Annotated in this window: 6 protein-coding genes; 1 reads left to right on the top strand and 5 read right to left on the bottom strand. The window is 72.1% G+C overall.

Annotation, left to right across the window (positions count from 1 at the left end; translation table 11 throughout):
- The 3 genes from rfbH to BBH68_RS00025 form a co-directional block, all read right to left on the bottom strand.
- Positions 1-928 (bottom strand): lipopolysaccharide biosynthesis protein RfbH (rfbH, locus tag BBH68_RS00035; RefSeq protein ID WP_065957871.1); only part of this gene is annotated, 928 nt, incomplete at its 3' end.
- On the bottom strand, positions 925-1965 hold the full coding sequence (locus tag BBH68_RS00030; protein ID WP_065957869.1) for an NAD-dependent epimerase/dehydratase family protein: 1041 nt from the start codon (positions 1963-1965) through the stop codon (positions 925-927). The genes rfbH and BBH68_RS00030, both read right to left, overlap by 4 nt.
- Before the next feature lie 24 nt (positions 1966-1989).
- A complete protein-coding gene (locus tag BBH68_RS00025) occupies positions 1990-2907 on the bottom strand; it encodes a putative sugar O-methyltransferase (RefSeq protein ID WP_065957867.1) in 918 nt (305 codons plus the stop codon).
- Positions 2908-3122: 215 nt separating this feature from the next.
- On the opposite strand from BBH68_RS00025, the gene BBH68_RS00020 reads away from it, so the two are divergent.
- On the top strand, positions 3123-4424 hold the full coding sequence (locus BBH68_RS00020) for an activator-dependent family glycosyltransferase (RefSeq protein WP_065957873.1): 1302 nt from the start codon (positions 3123-3125) through the stop codon (positions 4422-4424).
- A gap of 62 nt (positions 4425-4486) precedes the next feature.
- On the opposite strand, the gene BBH68_RS00015 is transcribed toward BBH68_RS00020, so the two are convergent.
- A complete protein-coding gene (locus tag BBH68_RS00015; protein WP_065957865.1) occupies positions 4487-9487 on the bottom strand; it encodes a type I polyketide synthase in 5001 nt (1666 codons plus the stop codon).
- A gap of 51 nt (positions 9488-9538) precedes the next feature.
- A partial coding sequence (locus BBH68_RS00010) for an SDR family NAD(P)-dependent oxidoreductase (protein WP_141712935.1) occupies positions 9539-11222 on the bottom strand: 1684 nt, incomplete at its 5' end.

The raw sequence follows: 11222 nt of genomic DNA, 5'->3' as shown, positions 1-11222 counted from the left end.
CCGAGCAGAACGCGTCGAGCTTGTCGAGCTGGGTCAGCCCGAGCGCCGCCTGGAGGTCGGTCGACTTCAGGTTGTACCCGATGTGGGAGAAGATGTACTTGTGGTCGTAGCCGGCCGGCAGGGTGCCCATCTGGTACCCGAACCGCTTGCGGCAGGTGTCGCTCTCGCCCGGCTCGCACCAGCAGTCCCGGCCCCAGTCCCGCAGCGACTCCACGATCCGCGCCAGGACCAGGTTCGAGGTCAGCACACAGCCGCCCTCCCCCATGGTCAGATGGTGCGCGGGGTAGAAGCTGACGGTCGTCAGATCGCCGAACGTCCCCGCCGGCCGCCCGTCGTAGGTGGAACCCACGGCGTCGCAGGTGTCCTCGATCAGGACCAGGTCGTGGTCCTGGGCCAGCCGGGCCATCTCCGTGGCCTCGAAGGGGTTGCCCAGCGTGTGCGCCATCATGATCGCCCGGGTGCGCGGCCCGATCGCCTCCGCCACCCGCTCGGCCGTGGCGTTGTACGTCCCCAACTCGACGTCCACATAGACCGGGACCAGCCCGTTCTGCAGGATCGGATTGACGGTGGTGGGGAAGCTCGCCGCCACCGTGACGACCTCGTCGCCCGGGCGCAGTTGGCGGTCGCCCAGCAGATGGGAGGTGAGCGAGGAGAGCGCCAGGAGGTTCGCGGACGACCCGGAGTTCGTCAGGTGCGCCTTGCGGCGCTTCATCCGGCGCGCGAAGGCCGACTCGAACTTCCGGGAGAGCTTGCCCGCGGCGATCCGCATCTCCAGCGCGGCCTCCACCAGCGCGACCCGGTCCTCCTCGTCGAGCACCGCGCCGGAAGGCCAGATCTCGGTGACCCCGGGGATGAAGCCCCGCCCCTCCTGGCTGTCCTGGTGGTACTTGCGCACCTCGTCGAGGATGCGCCCGACCCGTTCGCTCATCTGCTGTCCTTCCCATGGCTGTTCCGGGGTCCGATGGCCGTCGCCGCTCCTGCCGCCGCGGGCCGCGGCGCGCCGACGGCGGCGAGCAGATCGCGCAGTGACTCCCGCAGGGTCCGGCGCGGCGCCCAGCCCAGGAGCCGCCGCGCACGTCCGATGTCCAGTCGCTGCCAGGCCGCGTCGGAACGCGTCCGGCGCAGCACGGGGTCCTCGACGACCCGCACCGGGCGCCCACTGAGGGCGATCATCAGGTCGACCAGCCGGCGCACGGGCACCGCCTGGCCGCTGCCGATGTTGACGACGGCGCCGGTGACGGCGGCGACCGGCGCCAGGGCCGCCGCGACCACCGCGTCGGCCACGTCCCGGACGTCCACCAGGTCGCGGTGGTCGCGCAGGGGTGCGAGCCGCAGCTCGTCGCGGCCGGCCGCCAGATGCGCGGCCACCGCCCCGGCCAGGCTGCTCGCCGGGGCGCCCGGGCCGCAGGCGACGGAGACCCGCAGCACGGTCCCGGCGACACCGAGTTCGGCGGCGGCCCGCAGGACGGCCTGCGAGCCGCTCAGCTTGGTACGGCCGTAGACGGTGGTCGGGGCGGGCGGCCAGTCCTCCGCGATCGCGGTCCCCGGGCGGGCCGGGCCGTACTCGTAGGCGCTGCCCAGATGGACCAGCCGCGGCCGGCCCGGTATTCGGGCGACGGCCCCGGCCAGCCGGCCGACCAGCTCGCTGTTGGCCTCGGCCATCTGCCGTTCGCCACCGCCCCACACCGCGCCCGAGGCGTTCACCAGTACCCGGGCCCCCGCATCGGCGCACAGCCGGGCCAGCTCGTCGGGCCCGGCCGCGGTCAGATCCAGGCGCACCGAACGGCAGCCGTCATCGTCCACCCCGTCGGCCGCGCCGCGCGAAACCCGCACCACCTCGGCGCCCGCGGCACCGAACGCCGAGCATATGTGCCGCCCCAGGTAGCCGGAGCCGCCCAGCACCAGGACGGGCGTGCCGGCCAGCGTTCGGTCACCGCGGGGTGGGGGCACCGGGGAGGCGGCCATGATTCCCTCCTGGGAAGACGGGGGCTATCGTAGGCCGTTATCGATCTTCTTGTAGAGGGCCTGCCAGAAGTAACTCCAGGGCAGACCACGCGAGTTGGCGGCGCACGTCCATCCCTCGCCGGGCAGATAGGCCTCGATGAACGTCGGCACGGCCGCCGCCACGGCCTGGCTGTCATGGATGTCGAGCACCTGCCGCAGCGGCCCGGTCTCCATGGCCAGCCGCACGGCCTCCTCGCCCTTCTGGTGGCCGTCCATGCTCTTGTCCCGGAACTTGCCGACCGGGTTCTTCACGAAGAACGCCCCGCACCTCTCGTCGATCAGGCGCAGATACGCCTCGACGGTGTCCGGGGTCATCTCCGTGAAGGAGTGCACGTTGACGCACAGGTCGAAGGGGTCCTGGCCCAGCCCCCTGCCGATGTCCTCCACCTGCACGAACCTCAGCTTGGAGAACTGCTTCTCGTCCAGGACCTCGCGCAGATACGCCCTGCTCAGCTTGAGGGTGTTCGTCAGGTCGACGATGGTGTAGGAGGCGAGGTCGTAGTTGGAGAGCATCGCATGGCACGTACGGCCGTACCCGGCGCCGATCTCCAGGACGCGGGCGCCGCCCAGGTCCAGTTCCTTCTCGATGAAGCCCAGTTCGAGCGCCGCCTGGAGATAGTCCAGACAGACGCTCCTGCCCTCGTAGCGAACGGCGACCGGGTCTCCCACGTCACGGTTGCGGACATTCTCGATCTTCGACCATTCGTCGTCGCTCAGCCGCGTGGCCAACTCGTAGACGAGGGCCCTCAGATACCTGATTCCGTTGGTCGTCGGATCCCACAGCGCGATATTGAAATTCCGGCGGTCCGACTTGAAGCCGGTCAGATCGGCCGACGCCTCCTCGGTAACCCAGAGTTCATTGATGCGCTCCCACTGCCGGCTGGCCTGATAACTCTGAGCCATACCGCTCTCCTCGTCCGTTTGGCGTTGGTCACATCCCGGCGGTACCCAGTCTTCCGGGCGCGGCTAAAGGCGGACTAACGCCGGTCGAGTACGTGCAAGGCCCCCTTTAGGGGCGTCGTTAGGATAAACGTGAGTGCGGCCGATGACGAAGGCACACAGGCGAGGAGAACGAACTGGTTGCCATCGCGGGTAACCAGAGAGGAGAGATGCCGGCCATGCGTGTCCTGCTCGTCACCATTCCCTGGCGGACCCACTTCCAGTTCTGTGTGCCGATGGCCTGGGCCCTGCGCACCGCGGGCCACGAGGTTCACGTGGCCAGCGGCCCCGACCTCACCGACGTCATCGTCCAGTCAGGGCTGACGGCGGTCCAGGTCGGATCGGAGGAGCACTTCCTGCAAAAGGCGCACCAAGCGCAGACGGAGGCATCCGAAGCGACATGGGGTGGAATTCACCATCCCATCGATCTGGGCGAGAACCGCGAAGAGATGTTTCCGCTGAGCTACCTGAAATCGCTCTGCGCCACCTCCACCGAAGTGGCCAAGGCCATCAACGATTCGATGATCGACGACCTGGTCGCCTACTGCCGCTGGTGGAAGCCCGACCTGGTCATCTGGGAATGGCTGAGCCACGCGGGGGCGGTCGCCGCCGCCGCGGTGGGAGCGGCACACGCGCGGATGCCGATCGGCATCGAGGTGGAGGCCCGTATGCGCCGCCACTTCCTGAAGCTGCTGGCGCGGCAGGAGCCGGCGGACCGCGGGGACCCCATGGCCGAATGGCTCGGCGCCTGGGGGGAGAAGCACGGTTTCGAGTTCCGCGAAGAGCTGGTGACCGGCCAGTTCACGATCGACCAGGTGCCGGACTCCATGAGGCTCAAGGCCAATGTGCCGCAGGTCTCCGTCCGTCATGTGCCGTACAACGGCCGTGCCGTCGCGCCCGAGTGGATCCGCCACGAGCCGCCGGCGCCGCGTGTCCTCGCCACCTTCGGGATGAGCATGTGGGACATGTCCAGCTCGCAGCCCGTCTCCAGTTACCAGATGGTCTCCATCGAGCAGCTGCAGGACTGGCTGGATTCCCTGGCCGATCTCGACATGGAACTCGTGATGACCCTGCCCGGGAGAATCCAGGAAAAACTGAAGCACGTCCCCCGGAACACCAGGCTTGTCGATTTCGTCCCGCTGCACCTCGTCATTCCGTCCTGTGCGGCGGTGATTCACCACGGCGGTCTTCCCGCCTTTTGCAGCTCGCTGGCGCACGGCGTCCCCCAGCTCATGGTCAGCCGTATGGCTCCGGACGCCTCGGTGCGCGGCGCACGGCTGGAAGAGGCCCAGGCGGGCGGGTGGATCCCGCCGGAGCGCATGACGGGGAAGCGAATCCGGAATCACCTGGCGAAGCTGCTGGAAGACCCCTCCTACCGGGCGGGTGCCGAGCGGCTCCGCCAGGAGGTGCTGGCTCAGCCGTCCCCCAACGAGGTGGTCCCCGAACTGGAACGGCTGGCGGCGGAGCTCGGCTCTCGCTGATCGCCCCGGCTCACGGTCGCCGGAGCCCCTGACCCCGCCGGGGTCAGGGGCTCCGCTGTTGCTCAGGACTCGCCGAACTCGCGGTCGATGAGGGCGAACATCTCGTCCGCCGACGCCGTTTCCAGATCGTCCCCGCCCGTCTCCTCGCTCGGTTCGAGCGCGCCGTCCCCGTCGGCGTACCGCCACAGCAGCAGCCGCAGTCGGTGCGTCAGCCCGGCGCGGCGCGGGTCGTCCGCGTCCAGGGCGGCCAGCGTCGCCTCGATCTCGTCGAGCTGCGCGGCCGCCGGCTCGTCCGCCGGCTCCGCCGGCAGGACCTGCGAGACCAGATAGCCGGCCAGCGCGGTCGGCGTCGGATAGTCGAAGACCAGCGTGGCGGGCAGGGTCAGGCCGATGGCGCCCCGCAGCCGGTTCCGGAACTCCACGGCCGCCAGGGAGTCGAAACCCAGCTCCTTGAAGGGCTGCTCCGGATCGACCGACTCCGCCGCCGGATAGCGCAGCGCCCCGGCCACATGGGCGCGCACCAGGGCCAGCAGCGTGCCGGCCCGCGCCTCGGGTGGCTGGGCCGCCAGCCGGTCCCGCAGGGCCGCCAGGCTCTCGGAACCCTCCTCGTCCGAGGAATCCAGCACCGCTTGCCACGCCCGCCGGGCCGCCGGGATCTCGTCGAAGAGGCGGCTCGCACGCGCCATGGTGAACAGGGGCACGAAACGCTCCCAGTTCACATCCGCGATCACCGCGTGGACATCCCCCCCGGCGCCGCCGCCCTCCCCGCCGTCCCGGTCGGTGCCCTGGCCGGCCCCGGCCTCGCTCTGCTCGAGCGTCCGCCGCAGCGCGGCCAGCGCCGGAGCCGGCCGCAGGGTCAAAAGCCCCTTCCGCTCGGCTCGCTCCGCCGCCTCCAGATCCTGTGAACCGTCCCACACGCCCCACGCCAGCCGGACGACATGCCCGCCCGCCGCCTGGCGCCGCCGCGCCCACGCGTCGAGATACGCGTCGGCCGCCGCCCGGGCACCGTGCCCGCCACCGCCCCAGACCGCGGCGATGGACGAGAAGACCACCACCGGGTCGTCGGGCTCCAGACCGCACAGCTCCGCGAGCCGATCGGCTCCCCCCACGGCGTCGGACAGCGCCTCGGCCAGCTCGTCCGGGGAGAGCTCCGCCAGCGGCGCCCAGTCACCCGGCGCCCCGGCGTGCACGACCGTGCGGACCCGCAGCCCCGAGGCCGCGAGCCGGTCGGCAAGCTCCCGGCGGGCCGCCGGCTCGGACGGCACGCCGTCCACCACCGTCGCCTCCGCGCCCAGCTCCGCCAGCTCGGCCACCAGTTCCGCGGCACCGGGCGCGGCCGGGCCGTCCGGCGCCGGCAGCACGATGCGCTTGGCGCCGCCCGCCGCCAGCCACCGCGCCACGAGGGCCGCCGCTCCGGTGACCCCGCCGGTGACGAGGACGCCGTCCTGGGGCGTCCACGCCCGCTCCTGGGCCGGGGCCCGGGAGTCCAGCGGGGCGGGCAGCAGCCGCCGCCCGAAGGCCCCGCCCGCCCGCAGCGCCACCTGGTCCTCCCCGTCCCGCCCGGCCAGTACGGCGCACAGCAGGCCGGGAGCGAGGTCCGCGGCCGAGGCCGGCAGGTCGATCAGCCCGCCCCACGCCGCCGGGTGCTCCAGCGCGGCCACCCGGCCCAGCCCCCAGATCTGGGCCTGCGCCGGGGCCTCGGGCGCTTCGTCGTCGTCGACCGCCACCGCGCCCCGCGTGGCGCACCACAGGGGCGCGTCGAGCCCCGCCTCCAGCAGGGCCCGCAGCAGGACATGGGTGCCCGTCACACCGCCGGTCACGGCGGGGAACGCCGCGTGCGGCCGTTCGTCGAGGGGCAGCAGGGACAGCACCCCCGCTGGGGACGGGCCCTCGGCGCACAGCGCCCGCAGCGACGCGGCGAGCCCGGCCGCATGGGCCCGGCCGTCCGTCACCAGCCGCCGCACCTCGCCGCCGTCCGCCGTGAGGGCCCGCTCGCAGGCTTCGGCCCACGCGTCGGCGCCCTTCGGCGGCACGACCAGCAGCCATGGGCCCGCCAGGGCCGCCGGGCCCAGGTCCGGCAGGTGGCGCCAGCCGACCCGGTAGCGCCAGGAGCTCACGGTCGCCCGCTCATGGCGTTCCTGGTGCCAGCGCGACAGCGTCGGCAGCACCGCGCCGAGCGACGAGCGCCGCCCGTCCTCCTCGCCGATGCCCAGCGTCTCGGACAGCGCCGGGAGATCCTGCGCCTCCACCGCGTTCCAGAACCGGACCTGCTCCTCGTCCGCCTCCGGTGGCGGGGCGTCCGCGAGGGCGTCGGGCAGCCAGTACCGCTCGCGTTGGAAGGGGTAGGTGGGCAGGTCGACGGTGGTGGGGGTGGGTCGGTCGGGGTACCAGGGGCGCCAGTCGAGGGGGGTGAGGGTGTGGAGGCGGGCGAGGGTGTGGGCCAGGGCTTCCACGTCGGGCTGTTTGCGGGTCAGGGTGGGGATCAGCAGGGGAGGGTGGGCGGGTTGGTCTTCGAGGGTGTCGAGGGTGTTCTGCGTGGCGGGGATGAGTACGGCGTCGGGGCCGATCTCGACGAAGGCCGCTGTGTGCGGGGCGATGTGCGTGATGGCGGGGTGGAAGTGGACGGGTTGGCGGATGTGGCGTACCCAGTAGTCGGGGGTGGTGATGTCCTGGTCGGCCGGTTGGCCGGTGAGGTTGCTGATGAGGGGGATGGTGGGCGGGTGGTAGGCGAGGTCCTTGATCGCGTGGTGGAAGTCGTCGAGGGCGGGTTCCACGAGGGGGGAGTGAAAGGCGTGGCTGACGGTGAGGTTTTTGGTTCTGCGGCCGCGTTGCTTCCAGGTGGCGGTGAGCCGGGTGACGAGTTCTTCGGGCCCTGAGATGACGGTGTTGGTGGGGGCGTTGAGGGCGGCGATGGTGACGTGGCCGTCGTAGGGGGCGAGGGTTTCGGTGATCTCGTCGGCGGTGGCTTCGATGGCGGTCATGGCGCCGCCGGGTGGGAGTTCGCCGAGGAGGGCGGCGCGGTGGGCGACGAGGTGGCAGGCGTCGTGGAGGGTGAGGACGCCGGCGATGTGGGCGGCGGTGATCTCGCCGATGGAGTGGCCGATGACGGCCTCGGGGTGCAGGCCGCAGTGTTCGAGGAGCCGGGTGAGCGCGACTTGTACGGCGAAGAGTCCGGCTTGGGTGTAGGCGGTGTGGTTGAGGAGGTCGGTGTGGTGGGGGTGGGTGGCGAAGACGACGTCGCGCAGGGGGTGGTCCAGGTGGGGGTCGAGCAGTGCGCAGATCTCGTCGAAGGTGTCGGCGAAGACCGGGAAGCGCTCGTGCAGTCCGGCGCCCATGCCCGGCCGCTGACTCCCCTGCCCGGAGAAGAGGAACACCCGCGACCCCGAGGCCGGCACCCCCGCCTCGCGCCGCACCAGCGCCGGATGGTCCTCCCCGGCCGCCAGCGCGGCCAGCCCCGCCCGCAGCGTTTCGGTGTCCCGGCCCGTGATCACCGCACGCTGGTCGAGCACCGCACGCGATGTGACCAGCGACCAGCCCACCGCCCCGGGATCGCCGTCAGCGGTCGCGTCGAGCAGCCGCCGGGCCTGGTCGCGCAGCGCGGCCTCACCGCGCGCCGACACCACCCACGGCGTGAGCCGGTCTCCGGGCCGCTCACCACCGGTGGCGGCGGGCGGCTGGGCGGCCTCCTCCAGAATCACATGGGCGTTGGTGCCGGAGATGCCGAACGAGGACACGCCGGCCCGGCGCGGATGCTCCCCCCGCGTCCACTCGACCGGCTCGGTGAGCAGCCGCACCGTGCCCGTGCCCCAGTCCACATGCGAGGTGGGCTCGTCCACGTGGAGGGTGGCGGGCAGTCGGCCGTGCCGCAGGGCCATCACCATCTTGATCACGCCCGCCACGCCCGCCGCCGCGTGGGTGTGGCCGATGTTCGACTTGATCGAGCCCAGCCACAGCGGCCGGTCCGCGGGGCGGTCCTGGCCGTAGGTGGCCAGCAGCGCCTGCGCCTCGATGGGGTCACCGAGGGTGGTTCCGGTGCCGTGTGCCTCGACCGCGTCCACCTGGTCGGCGGAGAGCCGGGCGTTGGCCAGCGCCTGCCGGATGACGCGCTCCTGCGCGGCGTCGTTGGGCGCGGACAGCCCGTTGCTGGCGCCGTCCTGGTTGACCGCCGAGCCGCGCAGCACGGCGAGGACACGATGCCCGTGGCGCTGGGCGTCCGACAGCCGCTCCAGCAGCACCAGGCCCACGCCCTCGGAGAAGCCGGTGCCGTCCGCGGCCGCGGCGAACGGCTTGCAGCGGGCGTCCGGCGCGAACCCCCGCTGCCGGGAGAACTCCACATACGCGGTGGGCGTGCTGAACACGGTCACGCCACCGGCCAGGGCCAGGTCGCACTCGCCCTGCCGCAGCGCCTGCCCGGCCAGGTGCATCGCCACCAGCGACGCGGAGCACGCGGTGTCCAGCGTGACCGCCGGTCCCTCCAGGCCCAGGGTGTATGCCACCCGGCCGGATATCACGCTCATGAGTCCGCCCGTGGCCGTATAGCCCTCGAAGCCCTCGGGAATGCGCGGTATCCGTGAGAGATAGTCCTGGCTCGACACCCCCGTGTAGACGCCGGTGAGGGTGCCTTTGAGGCTGTGGGGGTCGATGTGGGCGCGTTCGAGGAGTTCCCAGGCGGTCTCCAGGAGCACTCGCTGCTGGGGGTCCATGGCGAGGGCTTCGCGGGGGCTGATGTTGAAGAAGGAGGCGTCGAACCGCTCGGCGTCGTGGAGGAAGCCGCCTTCCCGGACGTAGCTGGTGCCGTAGTGGTCGGGGTCCGGGTGGAACAGGCCGTCCAGGTCCCAGCCGCGGTTGGTGGGGAAGGGGCCGATCGCGTCGGTGCCGGTGGCGACGAGGTCCCACAGGGCCTCCGGGGAACCGACCCCGCCGGGGTAGCGGCAGGCCATGGCGGTGATGGCGATGGGCTCCTGGTGGCGTTCTTCCGCTTCGCGCAGGCGTTGCCTGGCCTGGCCGAGGTCGAGGGTGACGCGTTTGAGGTACTGGCGCAGTTTGTCTTCAGTGGTTGACATCGGCTTCTCCCTCGCGGACTTCTCCCTCGTGGACTTCTTCCTCGCGGCCGGTCAGGACGAGCCCAGTTGCTGGTCGATGAGCGCGAACATCTCGTCGTCCGAGGCGGACTCCAGCGCCTCGCCGTCGACGGTGTGATCGACCGCGGCGGTCTCGTCACCGAGCCGCCACAAGAGGGTCTGCAACCGCTTGACGAGCCGGGCACTGGTCTCGCCCTCCGGCTTCGACTCGCCCACCGCCGCCTCGAGCCGCTCCAGCTCCCGCAGCACGGGCTGCGCGGCGTCATCCCCCGCCGGGCACAGCTCGCCCCGCAGGTGCTCGGCCATGGCGGTGGGTGTCGGATGGCGGAACACCGACGCCGCGGACAACCGCAGGCCCGTCACCGTGGTGAGCCGGTTGCGCAGCTCGACCGCCGTCAGCGAGTCGAATCCGAGATCCTTGAAGGGGGTGTTCGCCGACACCGTGGCGACATCCGTGTGCCCCAGCACGGTGGCCGCGTGGGTCCGGACGAGATCGAGCAGGAGCGCGAGCTGTCCGGCGGGGGCCATCGACGCCAGCCGGCCGGGCAGGTCGGTCACGGGAGCCGCCGCGCTCCGCCGCGCGGCCCGGGGGCCGGTGCCAGTGAGCGAGCGGACCACCGGCGGCAGCGCTTCGCTGGGCTGGGCGGACAGGTTCGCCAGGTCGAGCCGGGCGGCGAGCACCCGCCCCGCACCGACCCCGTGCGCCGCGTCGAACAGCGCCAGGGCGTGCTCCGAGGGCAGCGGTGCCATCCCCGACCGGCTCATCCTCGCGTGGTCGATCTCGGTGAGTCCGCCGGTCATGCCGCTGGTCGCCGCCCACAGGCCCCAGGCGATGGAGGTGGCCGGCACTCCGGCGTGCCGGAGCCGGGTGGCGAGCGCGTCGCAATAGGCGTTGGCGGCGGCGTAGTTGGCCTGCCCGGGGCTGCCCAACGTACCGGCGGCGGAGGAGAAGATCACGAACATGGCCGGTGAGAGGTGCCGGGTGGCCCGGTGGAGGTGGGCCGCGGCCGTCGCCTTGGCGGCCCAGACGCGGTGGAGACTGTCGGGCGTCTGGGAGGTGATCACGGCGTCGTCCAGGACCCCGGCCGCGTGGATGACGGCGGTGAGGGGGTGGTGGGGGTCGATGGTGTCGAGGGCGTGTTGGAGGGCTTCCGGGTCGGTGGTGTCGGTGGCGGTGATGTGGACGGTGGCGCCCAGTTGGGTGAGGCGGGTTTTCAGGTCGGTGGCGCCGGGGGCGTGGGGGCCGCGGCGGCTGAGGAGGTGGAGGTGGGTGATGTGGTGGGTGGTGATGAGGTGTTCGGCGATGAGGGCGCCGAGGGTGCCGGTGCCGCCGGTGATCAGGGCGGTGCCGTGGGGGTTGAGGGGTGGGGGGATGTCGAGGACGAGTTTGCCGGTGTGTTTGGCCTGGCTCATGTGGCGCAGTGCTTGTCGGGCCTTGGCCAGTGGCCATGCCTGGACCGGGGGCGGGGTGAGGATGCCCTGGGCGAAGAGGCCGGCCAGGGTGGACAGCATCTCCGAAAGGCGGTCGAGACCCGCGTCGGAGACGAGGTCGTACGAGCGGTAGTCCACGCCGGGGTGGGTGTCGGCGATCTGCTCGGGGGCGCGGATGTCGGTCTTGCCCATCTCGAGGAACCGGCCGCCCTGACCCAGCAGCCGCAGTGACGCGTCCACGAACTCGCCCGCGAGGCAGTCCAGCACCACGTCCATGCCCCCGGGC

It is taken from the genome of Streptomyces sparsogenes (assembly GCF_001704635.1).
GTDB classification, from domain to species: Bacteria; Actinomycetota; Actinomycetes; order Streptomycetales; family Streptomycetaceae; genus Streptomyces; species Streptomyces sparsogenes.
This window is presented reverse-complemented; position numbering and strand designations above follow the sequence as displayed.

Bases quoted from the DNA above. Each gene is read 5' to 3' on its own strand.
- BBH68_RS00020 (WP_065957873.1), top strand. From the start codon at position 3,123: ATGCGTGTCCTGCTCGTCACCATTCCCTGGCGGACCCACTTCCAGTTC.
- BBH68_RS00025 (WP_065957867.1), bottom strand. From the start codon at position 2,907: ATGGCTCAGAGTTATCAGGCCAGCCGGCAGTGGGAGCGCATCAATGAA.
- BBH68_RS00030 (WP_065957869.1), bottom strand. From the start codon at position 1,965: ATGGCCGCCTCCCCGGTGCCCCCACCCCGCGGTGACCGAACGCTGGCC.
- BBH68_RS00015 (WP_065957865.1), bottom strand. From the start codon at position 9,487: ATGTCAACCACTGAAGACAAACTGCGCCAGTACCTCAAACGCGTCACC.